At 69.6% G+C, this 22805-nt stretch carries 18 protein-coding genes; 7 read left to right on the forward strand and 11 right to left on the reverse strand.

The window, feature by feature from the left end:
* Window positions 1–30: 30 nt before the first annotated feature.
* The 3 genes from ACFWPS_RS01830 to ACFWPS_RS01840 all read right to left on the reverse strand — a co-directional run bounded on the left by ACFWPS_RS01830 (window position 31) and on the right by ACFWPS_RS01840 (window position 2782).
* Entirely contained in the window at window positions 31–846 is an 816-nt protein-coding gene (locus ACFWPS_RS01830) for an SAM-dependent methyltransferase (protein ID WP_383699733.1), read from the reverse strand.
* A gap of 92 nt (window positions 847–938) precedes the next feature.
* Window positions 939–1802: a helix-turn-helix domain-containing protein gene (locus ACFWPS_RS01835; RefSeq protein WP_383699735.1), complete on the reverse strand. Its 864-nt coding sequence runs from the start codon at window positions 1800–1802 to the stop codon at window positions 939–941.
* An 86-nt stretch (window positions 1803–1888) separates the two neighbouring features.
* Window positions 1889–2782, reverse strand: coding sequence for a helix-turn-helix domain-containing protein (locus ACFWPS_RS01840; protein ID WP_383699737.1), 894 nt, complete (start codon window positions 2780–2782; stop codon window positions 1889–1891).
* A 130-nt stretch (window positions 2783–2912) separates the two neighbouring features.
* Between ACFWPS_RS01840 and ACFWPS_RS01845 the strand changes: the two genes are divergently transcribed.
* The 3 genes from ACFWPS_RS01845 to ACFWPS_RS01855 all read left to right on the forward strand — a co-directional run bounded on the left by ACFWPS_RS01845 (window position 2913) and on the right by ACFWPS_RS01855 (window position 6048).
* The gene (locus ACFWPS_RS01845; RefSeq protein ID WP_383699739.1) at window positions 2913–3218 is read left to right on the forward strand and encodes a 4a-hydroxytetrahydrobiopterin dehydratase; all 306 of its coding nucleotides are present in this window, start codon (window positions 2913–2915) and stop codon (window positions 3216–3218) included.
* A gap of 5 nt (window positions 3219–3223) precedes the next feature.
* On the forward strand, window positions 3224–4054 hold the full coding sequence (locus ACFWPS_RS01850) for a class I SAM-dependent methyltransferase (protein ID WP_383699741.1): 831 nt from the start codon (window positions 3224–3226) through the stop codon (window positions 4052–4054).
* A gap of 119 nt (window positions 4055–4173) precedes the next feature.
* The gene (locus ACFWPS_RS01855) at window positions 4174–6048 is read left to right on the forward strand and encodes a rhamnogalacturonan lyase (protein WP_383699743.1); all 1875 of its coding nucleotides are present in this window, start codon (window positions 4174–4176) and stop codon (window positions 6046–6048) included.
* Between the two features lie 94 nt (window positions 6049–6142).
* Here ACFWPS_RS01855 and ACFWPS_RS01860 read toward each other — a convergent pair whose 3' ends face one another.
* The 6 genes from ACFWPS_RS01860 to ACFWPS_RS01885 form a co-directional block, all read right to left on the reverse strand.
* A complete protein-coding gene (locus tag ACFWPS_RS01860; RefSeq protein ID WP_383699745.1) occupies window positions 6143–7081 on the reverse strand; it encodes an oxidoreductase in 939 nt (312 codons plus the stop codon).
* Window positions 7082–7148: 67 nt separating this feature from the next.
* On the reverse strand, window positions 7149–8162 hold the full coding sequence (locus ACFWPS_RS01865) for an AraC family transcriptional regulator ligand-binding domain-containing protein (RefSeq protein WP_383699747.1): 1014 nt from the start codon (window positions 8160–8162) through the stop codon (window positions 7149–7151).
* A 33-nt stretch (window positions 8163–8195) separates the two neighbouring features.
* The gene (locus ACFWPS_RS01870) at window positions 8196–9029 is read right to left on the reverse strand and encodes an SDR family oxidoreductase (protein ID WP_383699749.1); all 834 of its coding nucleotides are present in this window, start codon (window positions 9027–9029) and stop codon (window positions 8196–8198) included.
* Window positions 9030–9154: 125 nt separating this feature from the next.
* Window positions 9155–9721 carry a dihydrofolate reductase family protein gene (locus tag ACFWPS_RS01875; protein ID WP_383699751.1) on the reverse strand — a complete coding sequence of 189 codons (567 nt, stop codon included), beginning with the start codon at window positions 9719–9721 and terminating at the stop codon, window positions 9155–9157.
* 18 nt (window positions 9722–9739) lie between these two features.
* On the reverse strand, window positions 9740–12397 hold the full coding sequence (locus ACFWPS_RS01880; protein WP_383699753.1) for a cellulose binding domain-containing protein: 2658 nt from the start codon (window positions 12395–12397) through the stop codon (window positions 9740–9742).
* 123 nt (window positions 12398–12520) lie between these two features.
* On the reverse strand, window positions 12521–15439 hold the full coding sequence (locus tag ACFWPS_RS01885; protein ID WP_383699815.1) for a glycoside hydrolase family 48 protein: 2919 nt from the start codon (window positions 15437–15439) through the stop codon (window positions 12521–12523).
* A gap of 279 nt (window positions 15440–15718) precedes the next feature.
* Between ACFWPS_RS01885 and ACFWPS_RS01890 the strand changes: the two genes are divergently transcribed.
* Both ACFWPS_RS01890 and ACFWPS_RS01895 read left to right on the forward strand, forming a co-directional pair.
* On the forward strand, window positions 15719–17212 hold the full coding sequence (locus tag ACFWPS_RS01890) for a cellulose binding domain-containing protein (protein WP_383699756.1): 1494 nt from the start codon (window positions 15719–15721) through the stop codon (window positions 17210–17212).
* Window positions 17213–17279: 67 nt separating this feature from the next.
* Window positions 17280–18992: a glycoside hydrolase family 6 protein gene (locus ACFWPS_RS01895; RefSeq protein ID WP_383699758.1), complete on the forward strand. Its 1713-nt coding sequence runs from the start codon at window positions 17280–17282 to the stop codon at window positions 18990–18992.
* 117 nt (window positions 18993–19109) lie between these two features.
* Here ACFWPS_RS01895 and ACFWPS_RS01900 read toward each other — a convergent pair whose 3' ends face one another.
* The gene (locus ACFWPS_RS01900; RefSeq protein WP_383699760.1) at window positions 19110–19922 is read right to left on the reverse strand and encodes a phytanoyl-CoA dioxygenase family protein; all 813 of its coding nucleotides are present in this window, start codon (window positions 19920–19922) and stop codon (window positions 19110–19112) included.
* A gap of 86 nt (window positions 19923–20008) precedes the next feature.
* Here ACFWPS_RS01900 and ACFWPS_RS01905 point away from each other — a divergent pair, with 86 nt between their 5' ends.
* Window positions 20009–20926, forward strand: a complete 918-nt coding sequence (locus ACFWPS_RS01905; RefSeq protein WP_383699762.1) for a class I SAM-dependent methyltransferase — start codon at window positions 20009–20011, stop codon at window positions 20924–20926.
* A 128-nt stretch (window positions 20927–21054) separates the two neighbouring features.
* Here ACFWPS_RS01905 and ACFWPS_RS01910 read toward each other — a convergent pair whose 3' ends face one another.
* Complete coding sequence (locus ACFWPS_RS01910; RefSeq protein WP_383699764.1) at window positions 21055–21750, reverse strand: glycoside hydrolase family 75 protein; 696 nt, start codon at window positions 21748–21750, stop codon at window positions 21055–21057.
* A 227-nt stretch (window positions 21751–21977) separates the two neighbouring features.
* Between ACFWPS_RS01910 and ACFWPS_RS01915 the strand changes: the two genes are divergently transcribed.
* Entirely contained in the window at window positions 21978–22589 is a 612-nt protein-coding gene (locus ACFWPS_RS01915; RefSeq protein WP_383699766.1) for a hypothetical protein, read from the forward strand.
* The last annotated feature ends 216 nt before the right edge of the window (window positions 22590–22805 follow it).

Below are 22805 nucleotides of genomic sequence, written 5' to 3' on the forward strand. Positions count from 1 at the left end.
GAACGCACCTGTTCAGGGCACCCGGACGGGTCAGACCTTGCGGGCGACCCCGCCGTACACCGGCACGATGCCCTCCGCCTGGATGGCCACGTCCACCGGCTCGGGACGCCAGCCGGAGACCGGGATCACCCCGGGGCCCAGCAGCTCCAGGCCGTCGAAGAAGCGGTAGAACTCGGGCAGCGTCCGCGGGTGGAAGGGCGTCCCGCTGCGCCGGAAGTTCGCGGCCGCCTGCTCCATCGCCTCCGGGCTGAGGTCCGGGGTGACCTGGGACAGGATCAGATGGCTGCCCGGGGCGAGCGCCTCGACGTACCTGCGCAGCAGGCCGTACACGTCGTCGCCGTCCGGGTCGTCGTCGAGGTAGTGGGTCAGCGCCACCAGCGACAGCGAGACGGGCTCCTTGAAGTCCAGGGTCTCGGCGGCCCGGGCCAGCAGGGTGTCGACGTCCCGGACGTCGGCGTGCACATACGCGGTGCTGCCCTCTTCGGTGCCCCGCAGCAGTGCCTCCGCGTGACGCAGCACGATCGGGTCGTTGTCCGCGTACACGACCTTCGACTCCGCCGCCACGCCCTGCGCCACCTGGTGCAGGTTCGGCTCGGTCGGGATGCCCGTGCCGATGTCCAGGAACTGGCGGGTGCCGGACTCGGCGACGGTCCGCACGGCCCGCTGCATGAACCGGCGGTTGGCACGGGCCCCGCGCAGCACGGTGCCGTCCACGGCGAGGATCCGCCGGGCCAGCTCCTCGTCCACCGGGTAGTTGTCCTTGCCGCCCAGCCACCAGTCGTACACCCGCGCCGGGTGCGGCCGGCTCGTGTCGATCGAGATCGGGGCGGGCTCTGGTGCGGTCACAGTCTGTGCTCCTCGGATCAGGGTTTGTCGGGGTACTCCCGCTCAGGGTTTGTCGCGGTGCTTCCGCTGAGGATCTGCCGCGGTGCTTCCGCTCAGATTTTGTCCCGGTACTCGCGCAGCAGTTCCTCGGTCCGCTGCGCCGAGGCCGCCCGGGCCGTCATGTGGTCCAGGACCTCCAGATGCGCCCCGACCTCGTCACGCGAGTCCAGGTAGAGGGCGCCGGTCAGATACTCGGTGAAGACCATGTCGGGCAGCTCCGGCTCGGCGAACCGGAACAGCGTGAACGGCGCGTACGTCCCCGGGTGCGGGCCGCTCGCGAACTCGGCGAGCTGGAGGGTTATCCGGTCCCGCTCGATGTAGGCGAGGAGCTTGTCCACCTGGTCGCGCATCACCTCGCAGTGGATGCTCACCGGGCGCCGCAGCACCGTCTCGTCCATGATCACCCACAGGTGGGGCGGATCGCCCTGCTCCAGCAGCCGCTGCCGGGTCATGCGCAGCGCCACATGCCGCTCCACGGCCGTGGGATCGCTGTGGCCGATCGTCCCGGCCTCCATCACGGCCCGCGCATACGCCTCGGTCTGCAACAGGCCGGGAAAGAAGTGCGGTTCGTAGGAGCGGATGACCCGGGCCGCGCCCTCCAGGCTCACGTACAGGCTGAACCAGTCCGGCAGCACGTCGTGGAACCGCTGCCACCAGCCCGGCTGGTTGGCCTCCTCGGCCAGCCGCACGAACGCGGCCTGCTCCTCCTCGGCCACCCCGTACGTCTCCAGCAGCACCTGGATGTACGGGATCTTCAGCGAGACCTCGGCCATCTCCATCCGCCGTACGGTCGCCTGTGCCACCCGCAGCACCCGCGCCGCCTCGTCCCGGCCCAGGCCGGCCGCCTCGCGCAGCTCCTGGAGCCGCTTGCCGAGCACGACCTGCCCGACCGTGGGCGCAGCACGCCGCTCACTCACGCCACGCCTCCCCTACGTGCACAAGTACGGGGAGCAGTGTGCCACGCGATGCCGCGTCGCACACCTGGTCGAGAGAACTGCTTCCGTCAACTTACCAACGAGTTCAGGTACTTGGCGGTCGCCGGGTCCGCGGGCAGGAACGTCTCGATGGCCAGCTCGGCGACCGTCACGTCCATCGGCGTGTTGAAGGTCGAGATCGACGACACGAACGACAGCACCCGCCCCGCGTGCTCGATCCGCATGGGCAGCGCGAAGTACGCGACGGGTTCGGCGGATTCGGTGGGTTCGGAGGATTTGGAGGATTCGGCGAGTCCGGAGGGTCCGGACGGTCCGGAGGGTTCACCGTCGCCCACGCCGGCCGGCGCCGGATAGGCGGCGACCTCCTCGTACAACTCCCGCAGCGCCGCCGAGCGGTGCAACGCGATCTGGCGTTCCATCTGCGTCAGCAGATGCCCGCGCCACTCGCGCAGGTTGCGGATGCGCGGTGCCAGCCCCTCCGGGTGCAGGGTCAGCCGCATCGCGTTCGGCGCGGGCGCGAGCAGCGACTCCGGGACGCCTTCCAGAAGCATCGCGATGCCCCGGTTGGCGGCGTCCACCGTGTACGTGGCGTCCACGACCAGCGCCGGATACGGCTCGTAGCCCTGGATCAGCCGCTCCATGCCGTCGCGCAGCGCGTCCAGCGCCGGGTCGGCCAGCGGGGTCTCCGGGTAGTGCGGGGCGTAACCGGCCGCCAGCAGCAGCGCGTTGCGCTCCCGAACCGGCACGTCCAGGTGCTCGGCCAGCCGCAGCACCATCTCCTCGCTCGGCCGCGACCGGCCCGTCTCGACGAAGCTGATGTGCCGGGCCGAGGAGTCGGCACGCAGTGCCAGCTCCAGCTGGCTCACCCGCCGCCGCTCCCGCCAGGCGCGGAGCAGCGGGCCGACGCCCTTGCCGTCGGGGGCGGTCGGGGTGGCGGCGGGACCGGACGCGACAAGGGTCATGCCGACGACCGTAACCGAGGACCCGGACACGCGGCCGTCCTCGCTGCCCGGAAGGCCTGTCGGCGGGCCTGTTCGTGGCAGGCTGACCGCACGTACGCAACTCGCCGGTACCCGGGAAGGAAGCCGCACCATGGCCGTCGCACCACTGTCGCAGAAGGAGATCGAGGACCGGCTGGCCGAGCTGCCCGGCTGGTCGCTGGACGGCGACCGGCTCGCCCGCGCCTACCGCCTCGACTCGCACTTCGCGGCCGTCGCCCTGGTCGTGCACATCGCCCACATCCAGGACGAGCTCGACCACCACTCCGACCTGACCCTCGGGTACCACACCGTCACCCTCACCGTGAACACCCACAGCGTGGGCGGCGCCGTCACCGCCAAGGACTTCGAACTCGCCCACAGGGTGGAGGACATCGCCCCAGGCCACGGCGCACACTGAGCCATGTGCTCGACTACGACAAGGAAGCCGGCGCCTACGACGCGACCCGCGGCGGCGAGGCCCGCGCAGCGGCAGCCGCCGACGCCGTACTCACCCTGATACCCGACAGCTCCGGCGGCTCCGGCAGTCCCGGCGGCTCCGACAGTCCCGGCGGCTCCGACCGCCCCGATTGCGACGGCGGCCCCGCCCGTCCCGCCCGTCTCCTCGACCTCGCCTGCGGCACCGGCATCGTCACCCGTCGGCTCGCCGCCGCCCGCCCCGCGCTCCGGGTCACCGGCGCGGACCGCGCACCCGGCATGGCACGGATGGCGGCGGCCCGGCTGCCGGGATCGGTCCTGCTGGCCGACAGCCGTCGACTCCCCTTCGCCGACGCCGCGTTCGACGCCGTGACGACCGTCTGGCTGCTCCACCTCATCGCGGACACCGCCGAGGTCCGTGCGATCGTCGCCGAGTGCGCGCGGGTGCTGCGGCCCGGCGGGGTGTACGTCACCACCGTCGACAAGGCCGCCGCGCACGACGTCGGCAGCGACATCGACGCCGTCCTCGCCGCCCGCCCGCGCCGCCCGGCGTCCGACGCCTCCGCGGACGTGAGCGCGCACGCCCTGGCCAGCGGCCTGCTGCCCGCCGGGAAAGCCGCCTTCACCGGCGTCGGCCAGGGCCGCAGCCCCCGCTCCACCCTCGCCGACCTGCGGCGCGGCTGGTTCACGATGCTCCCGCCCGACGATCCCCGCGTCGAGGGATTCGCCGAGCGCCTGGCGGCCCTGCCCGACCAGGACCGCCGCAGGCCCGACCCCCGCTTCGGCGTACGGGCGTACCGGAAACCGGTGGCCGACTGAGACTGCTCGCCGAACCGGCCGGAAGAGACGCCAAGTTGGCGCAAAGCGGCGGCAACGAGACGGCGATCGGCGGCGACCGAGTGTGCGGAACCCGTCCGCATGCTCTGGAGGTTCGTCCCGTGCAGCACCCGCACCCGCACCGCAGACGCCGTGCCCTCCTCCCGACGGTCACCGCGGCCGCGGCACTGATCGCCGCCGGCCTGACCGCGCTCTCTCCGACCACCGCCGAGGCGGCCACCGCCCGTCAGGTGGAGGCCCTCGACCGGGGCGTGGTCAGCGTCCATACCGACGCCGGCAACCTGGTCAGCTGGCGCTGGCTCGGCACCGACCCCGACGACGTCTCCTTCAACGTCTACCGAGCCGGTACGAAGGTCAACTCCACCCCGGTCACGGGCTCCACGAACTACTTCCACTCCGGCGCCCCCGCCCAGGCCGACTACACGGTCCGCGCGATCGTGGGCGGCGTCGAACAGGCCGACTCCGTCCACGCGATCCAGTTCCGCGCCGGCTACAAGGACGTCCCGATCACCCCGCCCGCGGGCGGCACCACCCCCGACGGCGTCACCTACACCTACGAGGCGAACGACGCCTCGGTCGGCGACCTCGACGGCGACGGCCGACTCGACTTCGTCCTCAAATGGCAGCCGACCAACGCCAAGGACAACTCCCAGTCCGGCTACACCGGCGACACCTTCCTCGACGGCATCACGCTCGACGGCACCCGCCTGTGGCGCATCGACCTGGGCCGGAACATCCGCTCAGGCGCGCACTACACCCAGTTCCAGGTGTACGACTACGACGGCGACGGCAAGGCCGAGGTCGCCGTGAAGACGGCGGACGGCACGGTCGACGGCACCGGCACGGTCATCGGCAGCGCGTCCGCCGACTACCGCAACTCCAGCGGCTACGTCCTGTCCGGCCCGGAGTACCTGACCATGTTCAACGGCCGGACCGGCAAGGCGATGGGCACGGTCGACTACGTCCCGGCGCGCGGCACGGTGTCCTCGTGGGGCGATTCCTACGGCAACCGGGTGGACCGCTTCCTCGCCGGCACCGCGTATCCGGACGGCTCCCGCCCCTCGCTGATCGAGGCGCGCGGCTACTACACCCGTACCGTCATCGCCGCGTGGGACTGGCGGAACGGTGCCTTCACCCGCCGCTGGACCTTCGACACCAACTCCTCCACCAACACCGGCAAGGGCTACGACGGCCAGGGCAACCACCAGCTGTCGATCGCTGACGTCGACGGCGACGGCAGGGACGAGATCGTCTACGGCTCGATGGCCGTCGACGACAACGGCTCCGGCCTGTGGACGACGAAGAACGGTCACGGCGACGCGATGCACGTCGGCGACCTCGACCCCGCCCGGCCCGGCCTGGAGGAGTTCAAGGTCGACGAGGACGGCTCCAGGCCGTCCTCCTGGATGGCGGATGCGAGGACCGGGGAGATCCTCCGGTCGACCGACCCCGACGGCGACAACGGCCGGGGCGTCTCCGGGGACATCTGGGCGGGCAGCGCGGGCGCCGAGTCCTGGTCCTCGCACGCGGACGGGGTGCGCAACCCGCAGGGCACGGTGGTCGCGAGCCGCAAGCCCTCCAGCACCAACTTCCTCGCCTGGTGGGACGGCGACCCGGTCCGCGAACTCCTCGACGACACCCACATCGACAAGTACGGCACGTCAGCCGACACCCGCCTCCTGACCGCCGCCGACGTCCACTCCGACAACGGCACCAAGGCCACTCCGTCGCTCGCCGGGGACATCCTCGGCGACTGGCGCGAGGAGGTTGTCTGGCCGACGACGGACAACACGGCCCTGCGGATCTACTCCACCCCGTACGAGACCAGTACGAAGATCACGACCCTGCTCCACGACACCCAGTACCGCACGGCCCTGGCCTGGCAGAACACCGCCTACAACCAGCCGCCCCACCCGAGCTTCTTCATCGGCGACGGGATGCCGACGGCACCTCGGCCGGTGGTGTACACGCCCTGAGCCGAAGTCTCCCGAAGGAGGTTCGGACGTGTCATCCGCCTCGGCGGGCTGCGGCGCCGCAACATCCGGCCGGCGCTCGCCGAGCGTGGTCCGTTCACGCCCCGGCCGAGGCGTGCACGTCGAGCGCGACACCGGTCTCACGCTCGGACACCTCCCAGAGCTTCGCGACGGCCCGGTCCATCCCGAACCTGCGCAGGATCGGCTTGCGGACCGGAGCGCCGTTGTTCACGAACACCGGTCCGTAGAACTCGCCGCCCTTGGCCGCCGGGTCGGTGGCGGCGCGCAGCTGCGGCAGCGCGCCGTCGTCGGGGGACATGCCGGTGCGCTTGGCCATGGCGTGGAAGAACCGCTGGGAGACTCCGCCGCCCGAGCCCTCCACGCTGACCGTCTGCAGGTCGGTGTCGGACAGGCCGGGGTGTGCGATCAGACTGGCGGTGCGCGCGCCCGCCCGCTCCAGTTCGCGCTGGAGCCCGAGCCCGAAGTGGAAGTTGGCCAGCTTCGCCTGGCCGTAGGCGCGCCAGGGCCCGTAGCGGCCTTCCAGGTGCGGGTTGGCCACGTCGACGGCACGGCCCATGTGGTGGGCGGTGCTGGTCACGGTCACGACACGGGATCCCGGTGTGCGCAGCAGTGCGGGCAGCAGGAGTGCGGTCAGCGTCCAGTGGCCCAGGTGGTCGACGCCGAACTGCATCTCGAAGCCGTCGACCGTGCGCGTCTCGGCGATTGCCATCACGCCCGCGTTGTTGACCAGAAGGTCGAGGGTGTCGTGGGCGGCCAGGATCTGTGCGGCGGCCTCCTTCACGGACGCCTGCGAGGACAGGTCGAGGGCCACCAGTTCCAGTGAGGCGCCCGGGAGGGCCGCCCGGATCTCCTGGGCCGCGGCGGCGGCCTTCTTCTGGTTGCGCACGGCCATCACGACGTGCGCCCCCTTCGACGCCAGCTTCTTGGCGGTCACCAGTCCGAGCCCGCCGTTGGCGCCGGTGACGACGACCGTACGGCCGTGCTGGTCGGGAATGTCGTTTGCGGTCCAGCTCATTTTCTTGTCTCCGAGTGAATTATCGAACCAAGTGAGTCGGGCAATGCCGGTGGTGAGGCCTTGGAATTCAGTGCGACGACACCTGCGGGTCCCGAGTGCGTCGAAGCGTGTCCGGGGTCGTGCCGGTCCACATGCGAAACGCCCGGTAGAAAGAATTGGGCTCGCTGAAACCGAGGAGAAATGAAACCTCGGCGATCGACAAATCGGTGTTCACGAGGTAGTGCCTGGCCAGATCGTTCCGCGTGGTGTCGAGGATGTGTTGGTAACTGGTGTTCTCTGCCTCGATGCGGCGCTGCAGCGTCCGCTTGCTGAGCGTCAGTTTTCGCGCGATGGTGTCCATCGACGTCGATCCACTCGGCAACGTCTCCAGCAGGGCCGCTCGAACCCGTTCGGCGGTTGTCGCCGATGCCTCCAGATCGGCGAGGCGCCGGCGCAGCTCGGGTTCGAACGCGGCCCACAGCGGCTCGTTCTGGGTGAGGAACGGCAGGGTCGCGTCGGCGGCGGCGAACGCGACCCGGTGAGCGGGGCCTGTTCGAAGAGGAATGCCGAGGAATTCCTCATACGGCTGCATCACTTCTGTCAGTGCTGTGGTGGTCACCTCGACCGGGCTCACCTCCTCGCGAGTGCCGATGCGAATGAGGGTCACGAAGAACAGCAGTTCCATCATCACCAGCGATGTGGGAGGCGGTGGCGCGCCGTCGAGCCAGGACAATTCGACTGCTACCACCGAATCCGCATCCGACACGGTCATGCGCATCGGTGCGATCAATCTCTTGTACTGCCCGATCCGCTGGGCGGCGACAACGAAATCGGGGCTGCACAGCGCCGCGAACAACGGCGGGGAAAACGACTCGGCGCGGAACATCTCGCACAGCCGGATGGGGAAAAACGGATCTTTGGTCTCGGCCTCGACGCTGTTCCACAGGCGGTAGTAGTCGCCGGGCGCGAGCTTCGCCGACGGCTGCACGAACAGATCCTCTGCAAGTCCGGCGCGACGCAGCACGTCGGCGGGTACGACGTTGAGATCCCTCAGAGCGGCGCGCCATGTCACGTCCAGTGAATAGCTCTGCATGCCCATCATCTGCCATTGGTCGAGGGAATTCCCTGTGCTAATTTAGCACGCGCTTGCGGCACCGAGGCCGAACTGTGCGCGCATTCCCGCGAAGAACGTGGCGTCATCGGCGCCGGTACGCGCCTTCAAAAGGCGCTCCGCGTCGGCGCCCGCCACGTACCGCAGTGTGTCAGTTCCGTCGGTCACGGCCTGGTGAACGGTCTCGGCGATGATCTCGGGCTCCGGTGCATCCGCGACCATCGGACCGAAGGCGCTGAAAACCGCCTCGACCATCGGCTGGTACTCCGACAGCGCCGGATCATTACTGAAGTCGAAGGATCGTCCTGCGAAATCGGTCCTGATATTGCCCGGTTCGACGATCTTGACGCGCACGCCAATTTCGGTCAATTCATACTGGAGGGCCTCGGAGATCCCTTCGGCGGCGAACTTGGTGCCGTGGTAAAGGGTGCCCAGAGGAAAGGCGACGCGCCCGCCTATCGACGAGATATTGACGATGGTGCCGCTCCTGTTGGCACGGAAATGTGGCAGCAGCGCTTTCGTCGTGGCGAGCAGGCCGAAGACGTTGACGTCGAACTGCCGGCGGATCTTGTCGAGCGGTGTCGCCTCCAGCGGCCCGTAGGCGCCGTAGCCGGCGTTGTTCACCGGCACGTCGATGCGGCCGAAGCGCGTCAGTGCTGCGTCGACGGCCGAGTCGACGGATGCGGAATCCTGCACATCGAGGCGAGCGACGAGCACGTTGTCGAGTTCGGTGAGTTCCCGCTCGGCGCCGGGGTCGCGCATCGTCGCGACGACGTTCCAGCCTCGGGATCGGAAGAGTTTCGCGGTTGCTCGTCCGAGTCCGCTGGATGTGCCGGTGATGAGAATGGTCTGGGTCATGGTGGCGCTCCTTTCGCCGACCACACTAGGAACACGCGCCTGCCTCCGCAGTGACGGATGACGCCAACGCCCAATCCGATCGCGCCACGCGGTGTGCCTCGGCGGTGCGCGCGCCCTGAGGCCTGTCAGCGCGCCACGCGGTAGCGGAGACAGAGGACTCCCGAACTGAAGGTGCGGGTCTCGACGAGTTCGAGGTCCACCCGGCGCTCGTGCCGGGGAAAGAACGGAATGCCACCGCCGACGAGTACCGGATGGACCCTGATCCGGTACTCGTCGATCAGACCCGACGCGGCCGCCTCGGCCGCGAGGGTCGGGCCGCCGATCGCGATGTCGCCCGCGCCCGGTTCGGCCCGCAACCGCTCGATCTCCGCCGCCAGGCCGCCGGCGGCCAGGCGGGTATTGCTGCCCTGGACCGCCGACAGCGTGGTGGAGAACACCACTTTCGGGAGCGCCTTCCAGAGCGCGGCCCACTCCAGCATCGAGTCGTCGAGCGACGGATCCTGGTCGGCGGTCTCCCAGTACAGCATCGTCTCGTACAGCCGTCGTCCCAGCAGGTGGACGCCGACGTCCCGGATCTCGTCGGTGACGAAGCGGAACACCTCATCGCCGGGCGCGGTCCAGCCGAAGTCGCCGTCCGGCCCGACGATGTAGCCGTCGAGCGAAACGCCCATCGAGCAGGTCACGCTGCGCATGACCGGATCGTACGCCCGTCAGGTGACCGTGCAGGTCTGGTCGCCCAGGGTGAAGGCCGTCGGTTCGGCGTTGGCGCCCGTCCAGGTGCCGGTGAAGCCGAAGGACACCGAGGATCCCGGGGCCACTGTGCCGTTCCAGCCGGCGTTCCTCGCTGCCACGTTCGCGCCGGACTGGGTCCAGTCGGCGTTCCAGAGCTGGCCGACGGACTGGCCGTTCGGGAAGGACCAGCCGAGGGACCAGCTGCTCCATGCCGCCGAGCCCGTGTTGGTGATTCGGACGTCCGCCTGGAAGCCGCCCGTCCACTGGTTGGTGATGGTGTACGCGACCGAGCAGGCGCCGGACGGGGTGGGATCCGTACCCCCTCCGCCCCCTCCGCCGGTGTCGGACGTGTCGCCGTAGATCACGCCCCGGCCGTTCGTCGAGACGTACACCCGGCCATAGACGCGCGGGTCACCGGTGATGGCCGCGCCGGTCCAGCCCCACTGGTGGGCGTCGTCGTTGATACGCGTCCAGGTCGCTCCCTCGTCCGTGGAGCGGAAGATGCCGCGCACCCCGCCGATCTTCGCGCTGGTGTAGAGCGTCTGGTACGAGGCTCCCGTCGCCGCCTTGCCGAAGCCGATGGTGTCGGCCTGGCCGACGTTCGCGAGCTTGGCGAAGGTCGCACCGCCGTCGGTGGAGTGCCACAGCCCGTACGCGCCGTCCGTCGCACCGCCGGCCAGCCACACGTCGCCCTTCGTCCCCGGCAGCGCCTTGAACCGCACGCTGTCACCGCTCGGCAGACCCGTCGCGGCGGACGCCGTGAAGGTCGCCCCGCCGTCCGTACTCACGTAGAAATTCCCGGACTTGAAGCCGTAGAAGGTCTTGGGATCGACGCGGTCGGACTCGACGATCGCACCCGCCGGGATCCCGCTCGACGCCGACCAGGAGGAGCCGAAGCCCGTCGTGTACTGCACTCCGGTACCGGCCGGGCTCCACACGAACCGGCTCCCGTCGGAGGCGGCCGCGACCGTGCCGCCGCCGCTCACCCCCGAAGGGTCCGTCCCAGCGAACCAGTTCGCCCCGTTGTCCGTCGAGAACGCGATGTGCGGACCGGAGTCCAGGTCGCCCACCCGGACCACCGTGTTCGGGTTCGACTCGGCGAAGTCCAGGCTCGTGGTCGTCGTGAACGTCGGGGACGTGTACATCATCGAGGGGACCTTGGTCAGGTCCGTGTGGCGGAAGCCGCCGATGTCACCGAGCGCGCTGAAGAGCTGGGCCCCGCCGGACGGGGGAGCGGCGAGATCGTTGACCGAGGTCTCCTCCAGCCCCTGCACCATCGGCCTGACCGTGAACTGGCCGCCGCTGTCCCACTTCGTCAGATCCCCGGTGCCGTACAGCGTCGCCCCGGTCCCGTACATCATCCGGTCCGAGTCGAACGGGTCGATCTCCAGGGCCTCGGTCATCCACCCCAGTTTCGGGCTCTGTTCGGGCGGCGACGGGCTCGCGCCGAAGGTCAGCCAGGGGGAGGACGAGACGTCGATCGTGTAGCGGTTCGAGCGGTTCGGGTACGACGTGTAGTCCCAGGCCTTCGTCCAGGTCGCCCCGCTGTCCGTGGAGCGGAAGATCTGGGTGTCCGGCCACCAGGAGCTGTAGGCCGTCGCCATCACCGTGCCGGGATGCTGCCGGTCGACCGTCAGCCCGGAGAAGCCGTAGTACGTGTCGGCCTCCGCGACCGGGCTGATGTTCGTCCAGGTACCGGTCGCCGTCGCGTACCGCCACAGCTGGCTCTTGCCGCCGTCGTACGGCCCGCCCTTGTCGCTGTAGGCGAGGTAGAGGTAGCCGTTCTTCGCGTCCAGCACGCCCTTGTGGGCGAGGTACCCCGTCGGCTGGCCGGCGAGCCTCGTCCAGGTCGCGCCCGCGTCCGTCGAGCGGTACACCGCGTTGTCCTTGTCGGCGACCCCGACGTAGACCGTCTTCGTCGCCGAACCGGCCGTACCGGTCGACTCGTCGAAGGTGACCCACACGATGCCCTGGTTGTCGGAGGCGTAGCCGGTGGTGTCGGTCGAGTCCTGCACGTAATTGCCGACGTCGGGGAAGTTCGTCACCTGCGACCAGGTCACCCCGGAGTCCGTGGACCGCCACAGCCCCTTGCCGCTGGGCGCGCCCAGATACAGCACGCTGTCCTTGTTCGGGTCGACGGCCAGCCGCTCGCCCATGCCCCGGCCGGGCATGTTGCCGCCCAGCTTGAACGGCAGGTCGGTCTTCTGCCAGCTGGCACCCCGGTCGGCGGAGCGCAGCACGGCACCGTTGGTCGGGTCCCAGCTGTTCGTGTACGTCCCGACGGCCGCGTACACCTTGTCCGGATCGACCGAGTCGGAGGCCAGGCTCACGACCCCCGTGTGCCCCCACTCGTCCCACCCCACCGAGTCCAGCAACGGCGTCCAGGTCTGCGTCGACTCCGACCAGCGGTAGGCACCGCCGATGTCGGTACGGGCGTAGGCGAGGTTCTTCTCGGACCGGTTGAAGACGATCCCGGGGACGAAGCCGCCGCCGTCGATCCGGGCGTTGTGCCAGGTGTACGTGTCGGCGGCGAGCGTGACGTTCGCGGTCGCGTGGGCGGCGAGCGCGGGCGGGGTGCCCATGAGCATGCCGGCCGCGAGGGCCAGCACGGCGGTGAGGATGCGGGTTCTTCGCACGGGAGAAGTCCTCTCCAGAGGGGGGAAGGGCGGCCCCCAGTGCGGGTAGGGGCCGCCCACTGGAGCGCCCCGTAAGGGGCGCGGGGAACTGCGCGACCAGCCACGACGAAACTCGCAGCCGAACTACTCCAGCAGCTCCGCATACGACCCCATGGCCATCGCGGCATCCGCCTGTGCCCAGAACCGGTGATACGTGAACACGGGCGCGGCCCCGCCCGCCAGATAGCTCTGGATCTTCGACCACGCCGGGTCGTTCTGGTAGAAGGACCGCAGCGAGGCGAACGTCGACGACGAGTTGACCGCGTCGCCGTTCGGCATCTTCCCGCTCCACCCGCTCGGGACGTACACGCTGTCGTCGAAGCGGTTGTAGTCGGCCCGCGTCTCCGGCACCGCGATCCCCAGGCTGTCCTGGTAGTTGTTCCACATGCCGTCGAGCAGCGCCTTGGCCGTGGACTTCGCCGTCGCGTCACCGGACTTGGCGGCGTAGTACGTCAACGTCTTTGCGTACGCGGCGGCCACGCCCACGTCGTTGGTGTAGTCGGCGACCGTGACGTGAAGTCCGCTGTTCGAGCCCGGACTTGACGCGTTCCAGGTGTCGGGCTGCCCCGACCACTGGAGGGTCGACGGGATCAGGTACGTGCCGTCGGGGTTGATCGTGGTCTTGGACAGCGCCCACGCCACCCACTTGTCGAGGATCGCCTTCGCCGAGGTGTTGCCGGTCTGCTGGTAGTACTCGGCGACCCGCTCCATCGACCAGGCCTGGAAGCCGAACCACTGGTTGGACGGCGGGTCGTGGTAGACCGGCTCCCAGTCGTAGTACATGCCGTAGAAGGTCGACGTACCGGACGGCGGGCTCGCGTACCGTCCCTGCCAGCTGTTGGTCGCACCGCCCGCGATGGCGCCCTCGGACGACTGCAGCCAGCGGTAGAACTCCAGTTGCCGGGTCAGGGACGTGCCCCAGTCCGTCGCGCCCGTGGCCGACCTGGGTTTCAGGTCGGCGTACGAACTCAACGCGTAGGCGGCCAGCGGGTTCTGATAGCCGCCGTGCACATGGCTGGAGCCGATCCGCCACGCCCATCCGGCGCTGCTGTCGGTCGCCCCGCCCCACGCGTAGTACCAGGAGAGCAGGTAGTCCGAGGCGTCCTTGCCGGTGCCGGCCGCGCAGGTCGTCGGGCCCACGCAGTTGCCGATCTTCTTGAAGTACTTGTCGTACATCGCGTAGCGCAGATAGTCGCCCATCTTCGCCGCCTTGCCCACGGTGGCGGAGACGTCTCCGCCCTTGCCCTGCTCCTTCGCCCACACGTCCGCCCAGTACGCGGCCTGCACCGCACGCGCGTCGGCGTCCGGGGCGTCCGTGTACTTCCACTGCTTGGCGTAGGACGAGTCACCGGTGAAGAGGTCCAGGTACCCGTTCGTGCCGCCGTACTTGAAGGCGTCGCAGGTCGGCTGCGGAACCGTCTCCCACACCGACTCCTGCGGACCGCGCTGGAAGGTGTTGATGTACGACGGCCCGTCCGCGGTCGGACCCGCCTCACACCCGCCGCCCGGCGTGTCACCGTAGCCGTAGACGTTGTCGACGTCCTCCAGCCAGTGCATGCCGTACACGTCGTCCGTGCCGTAGGCGGTCTTCAGCTCACCGGCGATCGGATCCGTGCCCACCGACACCGAGGTGTCCAGCTTCGCCGGGTACTCGTTCGGGGTGTCCTGCTCCGGCGCGTACGTCGCCGGTTTCGACGCGTTGTAGAAGGAGTTGGTCGGCTGGTCGGCGTGGGTCGGGATCATGTACTTCTCCATGAGGGCCCACGCGCCGTTGAACCTGGACCAGTCACCGGTGACCTTGCCGTACATGGCCTGCAGCCAGAGAAGGTAGCTGTACGCCTCCGACGTGGTCTCGTGGCCCTGGTCGGGGGCCTCGACGATCAGCGTCTCGACCGAGTGGTACGGGATGCCCTCGGGGGAGAAGTAGCCGTTCGCCGGGTTGGTGATCTTCCCGTAGAGGTCCAGGAAGCGCGCGTCGTACGCCTTCGACGCGGCCAGCTCGGTCACGGTCACCGTGGCGCCGGTGTAGCCGGTCGCCGAGGCCGTGAAGGTCGCGGTGCCGGTGCCGGCGGAGTCCGCGGCCACGGTCACGTTCTGTGCGGTGCTCCAGTTGGACGGCGTGAACGTCAGCGACGATCCGGCGCTCACCGACAGCCCGGTGTTGCCGGCCGTGCGGGCCACGGACACCGTCACATTGGCGCTCGGCTGCTTCGAGAGGCTCACCCCGAACTGGCCCGTCGCGCCCTGCTGGATGCCCAGCTGGGTCGGCGAGGCCACCACCGCGGGGCCCGAGGCGACCGTGATGCCGACCGGCGTCGAGGACGCGGACGCACCCAGGCTGTCGTACGCCTTCGCCACCAGGGAATGACTGCCCACGGTCAAACTTGAGACCGGGAGCGAGTACGGCGCCGACGTGTCGGTCCCCAGCAGCGTGGTGTCGTCATAGAACTCGATCTTGCTGATGGTCGCGCCGTCGGCCGCCGCCGCGGTCGCCGCCAGCGGGACCGCGTCGCCCTGCGTGTAGACCGCGCCCGCGCTCGGGCTGGTCAGCACGGTGATGGGGGGCTGGTGCGCACCCGCGCAGGTGGTTCCGTTGATCGCGAAGGCGGTCGGCGCCGCGTTGCTGCCCGTGTACGAGAACTGGGCGCCCGTCGACACCGCCGCGCCCGCCGCGATCGTGCCGTTGTACGACGCGTTCTGCACGGTGACCGAGGTGCCGGACTGGGACCAGGTGCCGTTCCAGCCGCTCACCAGTTTCTGGTTGCCCGTGTACGCGTAGGTCAGCGTCCAGCCGCTGATCGCGTCGGTGCCGCGGTTGGTGAGGGTGAGGTCGGCCGTGAAGCCGGTGCCCCAGTCGTTCGTCTTGTAGTCCACGCTGCACTGGACTGTCGCCGCCTGGGCGGGAGTCGTTCCGGTCGCGAGCATCGACAGGGGCAGGGCGAGGGCCGCGACGACGGCCGTCCACAACCGTCGCACGGCTCTGCGTCTCCGCCCGGGGTGCATGGCATATCCGGGTCGCATGTGCTGGTTCCTCCTTGCGCTTGCGGCTCGGGGAGAAGTCAAGGCTTGAACCAGTGGGAGCGCTCCCATAGTGAAGACGTGGCATGGTGCGGTCAAGGCCGTTGAAGAGTCGAAAAGATTCGACGGACGTCACTGAGGAAAAGTCAAGCAACTCCCCTGTTCTTTGCCCGCACTCGGCGCTACCTTCCTTCGCACCAGTGGGAGCGGTTCCGTTCAGTCGACGCGTCCGTCACGACGCGCCCGAGCTGCAAGGAGTCGCTCATGCGACACCCCCCGCGTTCAGTTCTTTTAGCCGTCGCCGGTGCGGCCGCCCTCCTCGGGTCCGCACTGGTGCCGGTGGTGTCGGCGTCCGGGGCGACGCCGGCCTGCACGGTGGAGTACGCGGTCACCAGCCAGTGGGACACCGGTTTCCAGGGCTCCGTGACCATCACCAACAACATGGCCGCCATGAGCAGTTGGAGCCTGGGCTTCGACTTCGCCAATGGCCAGAAGGTCACCCAGGGCTGGAGCGCCAAGTGGTCCCAGTCCGGTACGACGGTCACCGCGGCCAACGAGAGCTGGAACGGCTCCCTCGCCACCGGTGCGAGCGTCAGCGCCGGGTTCCTCGGCTCCTGGTCGGGGAGCAACGCCGTACCGACGACGTTCAGGCTCAACGGCACGACGTGCAACGTCGATTCGGAACCCACGCCCACGCCTACGCCCACTCCGACGCCCACGCCGACCGAGCCGCCCACCGGCGGGACGGCACCGGCCCTGCACGTCTCCGGCACCAGGCTCGTGGACGCGGTCGGCACGGCCCACCGCCTCCTCGGCGTGAACCGATCCGGCGGCGAGTTCATGTGCGTGCAGGGCTACGGCATCTGGGACGGCCCGGTCGACGACGCCGCCGTCAAGGCGATCGCCGACTGGAAAGCCAATGCGATCCGTATCCCGCTCAACGAGGAGTGCTGGCTCGGCCTGTCCAACGTCAAACCCGAGTACGCGGGCGCCAATTACATCAACGCCGTGAAGGACCTGGTGGCCCGCGTCGAGTCGTACGGTCTGACGCCGATCATCGAACTCCACTGGTCCTACGGCCAGTACACCGGCAACTCGGCCGGCTGCTCCGACGTGCACGCCACCTGCCAGAAGCCGATGCCGGACGCGCAGTACACCCCGTCCTTCTGGTCCTCGGTGGCCGGGACCTTCAAGGACGACCAGGCGGCCGTCTTCGACCTGTTCAACGAGCCCTACCCGGACCGGGCGACCTCGACGGTCACCCAGGCCTGGCAGTGCTGGCGGGACGGCGGCACCTGCCCGGGGATCGGTTACGAAGTCGCCGGGATGCAGGACCTGGTCGACAGCATCCGGGGCGCCGGCGCCAAGAACGTGATCATGATCGGCGGGCTCGCGTACTCCAACGACCTCAGCCAGTGGCTGACGTACAAGCCCACCGACCCGGCCGGCAATCTCGTCGCCGCCTACCACGTCTACAACTTCAACACCTGCGCCAGTGAGAGCTGCTGGAACTCCACCCTCGCCCCGGTCGCGGCCCAGGTGCCGCTGGTCGCCGGGGAGATCGGTGAGAACACCTGCTCGCACGCGTTCGTCGACCAGGTCATGAAGTGGTTCGACGACCGCGGCCTCTCCTACCTGGGCTGGACCTGGAACACCTGGGACTGCTCCTCGGGCCCCTCCCTGATCTCCGACTACACCGGTACGCCCACGGCGTACGGCGTCGGACTGCGCGACCACCTGAAGGCCATCAACCCGTAAGCACGCCCACGAAGAAGCACGCCCACGGAAGAAGCACGCCCACCGAAGAATAAGGAAACCCGCACCCATGAGTCGTACCAGAACAGCGGTGTTCGCCGCCCTGGCGCTCGTCGCCGGGGTCTCGGGTCCGGCGGTCGCCGTGACCCCCTCCTCCCAGGCGGCGATCTCCGCGATTCCCTGCACCGTCGACTACAAGATCCAGAACGACTGGGGATCCGGCTTCACCGCCGCCGTCACCGTCACCAACAATTCGGCGGCCAAGTCGAGTTGGTCGGTGAAGTGGTCGTACGCCGGGAACCAGCAGGTGACCAGCTACTGGAACACCAAACTCACCCAGAGCGGCACCGCCGTCACCGCCAACAACGAGACCTACAACGGCACGCTGGCGACCGGCGGTTCGGTCAGCTTCGGCTTCAACGGGTCCTACAGCGGCACGAACGCCGTCCCGACCGCCTTCACCCTCGACGGCGTCGCCTGCAACGTCGACGACGGCAGCAGCGGTGGCGGGGGCGGCGGCGGTGGTGGTGGCACCCGCGTCGACAACCCGTACTCCGGCGCCAAGGTGTACGTGAACCCGGAGTGGTCCGCCAAGGCCGCCGCCGAACCGGGCGGCACCCGCGTCTCCAACCAGCCCACCGGCGTCTGGCTCGACCGCATCGCCGCGATCAACGGCACCAGCACCAGCATGGGCCTGCGCGCCCACCTCGACGCGGCGCTCGCCCAGAAGGGCAGCGGCGAGGAAGTCGTCCAGCTGGTCGTCTACGACCTGCCCGGACGGGACTGCGCGGCTCTCGCGTCCAACGGCGAGCTCGGCCCGACGGAGATCGACAAGTACAAGACGCAGTTCATCGACCCGATCGCGGCGATCCTCTCCGACAGCAAGTACGCCTCGCTGCGGATCGTCACCACCATCGAGATCGACTCGCTGCCCAACCTGGTCACCAACACCGGCAGCCGGGCCACCGCCACCGCCAACTGCAACACCATGCTCGCCAACGGCAACTACGTGAAGGGCGTCGGCTACGCCCTCGCCAAGCTCGGCGCGATCCCCAACGTCTACAACTACCTCGACGCCGGCCACCATGGCTGGCTCGGCTGGGACGACAACTTCGCCCCCGCTGCCCAGCTCTTCTACCAGGCCGCCAACGCCGAGGGCGCGACCGTCGCCGACGTCCAGGGCTTCATCACCAACACGGCCAACTACAGCGCCCTGAAGGAGAACAACTTCACCATCAACGACACGGTGAACGGCACCTCCGTCCGCCAGTCCAAGTGGGTCGACTGGAACCGCTACGTCGACGAGCTGTCCTTCGCCCAGGCCTTCCGCACCGAGTTGGTCTCGGTCGGCTTCAACTCCGGCATCGGCATGCTGATCGACACCTCCCGCAACGGCTGGGGCGGCAGCGCACGCCCGACCGGCCCCGGCGCGACGACCAGCGTGGACACGTACGTCGACGGCGGCCGCTACGACCGCCGGATCCACGTCGGCAACTGGTGCAACCAGTCCGGAGCCGGCCTCGGTGAGCGCCCGCAGGCGAGCCCGGCCGCCGGGATCGACGCCTATGTCTGGATGAAGCCGCCGGGTGAGTCCGACGGCTCCAGCACCGCCATCCCGAACGACGAGGGCAAGGGCTTCGACCAGATGTGCGACCCGACGTACACGGGCAATGCCCGCAACGGCAACAACATGTCCGGCGCCCTGCCGAACGCGCCGCTGTCCGGGCACTGGTTCTCGGCGCAGTTCCAGCAGCTGATGGCCAACGCGTACCCGCCGTTGTAGGCCCGTCGGCTGAGCTGAGATCGACGCTGCGGGCCGTGTGTGGCTGGTCGAGCCCGCGCGGCGGAGCCGCATATTGAAACAGCCCCGCGCCCCTTTGGGGCGCGGGGGTCCGCGGAGTCAATCAGCGCGGGACAATCCCTCGCGGATCGCATGCTCCACCGCTGAGTAGGCCCCGTCCGGCCGCTCCAGTTCGTAGGGGGCGGCCGGCATCAGGGGCGGCTGGGCCATGAAGCGGGGGCGGGTGCCGTGGTGCGGCTGGGCCGCGTGGACCAGGAAGGGGTGGCAGAGGTAGACGTCGCCGGGGCGGCCGGTGGCGTGCGCGAGGGGGCGGTGCGCGGAGGCCTCGACGACCTCCGGGGCGATCTCCAGCATCGAGACGCCCGCTTCGCCGTACGGCTCCAGGACCGCCGGGATGTCGAGGTGCGAGCCGACGCGGATCCGGGTGGGCGCGTCCTGCTCCGTCACCTCGGAGAAGAGGAACAGCATGAGCAGCGCGCGGTCGCGGGAACGCAGGTTCGTGTAGTACCAGCGGGTCTCGACGCCGTCCGGGAGGTAGCTGCCTTCTATGTGCCAACCGGCGTCGTCCGGCTCCTCGGGGTGCGGGAACCGCAGCGGAAAACTCCCCAGCGAGTACCGGGGGACCCAGCGGCCCTCGCCTACCAGCAGATCGAACGACCGGTGCAGTTCGACGGAGTTCGCGGCCGCCGCGAACGGGCCCTGCGCCATGCCGCCCACCCACACCACGGGGTCCTTCCAACTGTCCGGGGCTTCCGGGTCGTACCCCGTCTCCCGCCACAGCAGCCGGGCGCAGTCCTCGGCGACGCGCGGCGGGAACGCGCCCTCGATCTTCACGAAACCGTCGGTCAGGAAGCGTTGCACCAGCTCGTCGTCCACCCCGTCATCGTGGACCCACCGCCTTGCCGTCCGCATCCGGTTTTTTGCCGCACCGGCAACAGGACTGGCCCCGGGCGGTGCGTCGGCGCACGCTGGCGGCACCCGGACGAGAGGCTGACCCCATGGCGCACGACCATCACCACGACCACAAGAGCACCCACAGCCACACCCACTCCCATGACCACGCCCACTCGAACACCGACATCGACTGGGCCGAGATGGCCGGTCACCTGGAGTCCCAGGCGGAGCTCTTCGCGCCCCTCTACGAGAGCGCGCTGAGCTGGCTGGGCAAGGAGGTCACCGAGCCGGGGCTGATCGTCGACGTCGGCAGCGGGCCGGGCGTGGTGTCGTGTCTGTTCGCCGAGGTGTTCCCGGGCGCGCGGGTGCTGGCCGTGGACGGCAGCGAACCGCTCCTCGACCGGGCCAGGGCCCGCGCCGAGCGGCAGGGGGTCGGCGACCGCTTCGGCGTCCTCGCTGGCGAACTCCCCGCTGTTCTGGACGAGTTGGACTACCCGGCGGATCTGCTCTGGGCCGGGCACAGCCTGCACCACCTCGGCGACCAGCGGGCCGCGCTCACCGCGTTCGGCGAGCGGCTGGCCCCCGGCGGCACCCTGGCCATCCTCGAAGGGGGTCTGCCCAGCCGCTTCCTGCCCCGCGACTTCGGCATCGGCCGCCCCGGCCTCCAGGCGCGGCTCGACGCGCTCCAGGAGAAGTGGTTCGAGCAGATGCGCACCGAACTCCCCGGCTCGGTCACGGAGGCCGAGGACTGGCCGGCGCTGCTGTCCTCCGCCGGCCTCAAGTACGCCCGCACCCGCAGCTTCCTCCTGGACCTGCCCGCCCCGGCCTCCGACCGGGCCCGCGCCTACGCGGCCGAGATCTTCTCCAGGCTGCGGGACTCGGTCTCGGACGACCTCGACGCCGACGACCGCGCCACCCTGGACCGCCTCCTGGACCCGGCCGACCCCGCGAGCGTGCACCGCAGGCCGGACCTGTTCGTCCTCGGTGTCCGCACCGTGCACACCGCGGTACGGCCCGCCTAGCAGCGGCGCGCGTACCCGCTCACCCGGCGAGAGCGCTCGACGCGAGGCGCCGGAACGGCCCGGTACCGGGTGGTACCGGGCCGCCCGCCCTCCCCGGGCCGGTGGCGGCGCGAACGCGCCTCGGAGGTCTAGTTGTTGGCGAGGAACTGCTTGGCCAGCTGGTCACCGAGGGTCACCGCTGCGCTGTGGCTCTCGATGGGGGAGACCTTGGAGTTCTTGAAGAGGATGTACGTCACGCCGGAGTCGGCGCCGCCGGTCGCCGGGTCGGGGTCGATGCCGAGCGCCTTGGCGGTGGCGTACGAGGCCTCACCGATGATGTTGGTGGGGCCGGTGTCGCCGACCACCGCGTACTCGACCTTGTTGTTGTAGATCACGGCGACCACTCCGCCGCCCTTGATGCCGGCGCTGGAGTAGTTCCAGATGCTGCTGGTGCTGGGGACCACGATGTACGGCAGCGACTCGGCCTTGAGCGGCTGGCCGTTTGACTGGTGGAACGCGGTGTCGTCCTGGTACCAGGGGTCGCGGTCCTCGTTGCAGTTGGTGGTGCGCTGCCCGTCGCAGTCGATGTCCATGTCGGCCTTCCAGAAGACCGCGCCGTTCTTGCCGCAGACGGGGATCGTGGCCGACGTCTCGTCGTCGGTCCGGTACTTGCCGTTGGAGATCTGGGAACAGGACGTCACCTTGGCGAGCAGGTCCGCCGCGCTGACCGAGCCCTCCTGGGCGGATTTCGGGACGGAGGCTCCGGACGCGCTCGCGGGAAGCACTCCGGCGGCGAGCAGTGCGGCCCCGGAGGCCGCGGCAAGGGTCAGTGTTCGGATGCGCACTGTGGGGGGTCCCCTTCTGTTAGGAAAGTTTCCTGACCGGGTGTCGTACAAGGTGGACCCGGCTGCATGTCCGCGTCAACCCCTGGATGTCAACTCGGCGATTTCTTGCGCATTGCGGTGATATGGGCACCGGGGAACACTGGTGGTGCAGGACATTCCGGATATTTACGCAGGAGCCGTGCGGGGGTTGGGCGGTGGCTCCGATGGCTCCTGGGAGGCGAGGGGTCATGTTCGTACGCGCGGTGTACGTCACCGGCGATCCGGCGAAGCTCGAGGCGGCCATCAGATCCCTGAACAGCCAGGGGCGTGAACTGCTCGAAGAACGTCCCGAGTACCGGGGCGCGGACGTCCTCGTCGACCGGGATCTGGGCAAGCTGCTCGCGGTGAGCTGGTGGGGCTCCGAGGAGGCCCGGCGCAACAGCGACCAGGTGATGCGCGAGCGGCGCGGGCCGATGCTGGAGCCGTTCGCGGGCACCGTCGCCGTCGAGAACTACGAGGTGGCCGTCTTCCACTCGGTGCAGCTGCCGAGGGCGGGCGGCGGTATGCGGTCCACCCGGGTGGAGTTCGAGCCGGCCGACACGGACCTGTTCGCCGAGACGTTTCGTTCCTCGGCGATACCCCGGCTCGAGGCGCTGCCCGGCTTCGCCCGGTGCGCCGTGTTCGTCGACCGGGAGCGGGGCCGGGGCATGGTCGGCTCGATCTTCGTAGACCGTGCCTCGATGGCCGCATCGCGCGCCGGGCAGGCGGAGGCCCGGCGCGCGGACGCCGCCAAGGCGCACGTGACCGTGGTCGGCCTGGAGGAGTTCGAGGTCGTCCACGCGGACATACGCCCCGACTGACGTGTCCCGGGCGGGAGTCGGCGAACGCGAACGGAGTCGGGGAAGGTGCGAACGGAGTCGGGGAAGGTGCGAACGGGAGTCGGGAACGCGAACGGCCGTCCCGCCGTGGGTACGGCGGGGCGGGCGGGGTGGACCCGGCGCGCGCGCCCCCCCAGGAGAAGGTCGGCGCGGCCGGGGCGAAGGGCCCGTGCGCCGTGTTCGCGCGGATAGCCCCCA

The organism is Streptomyces sp. NPDC058457 (assembly GCF_042720695.1).
Classification (GTDB): Bacteria; Actinomycetota; Actinomycetes; order Streptomycetales; family Streptomycetaceae; genus Streptomyces.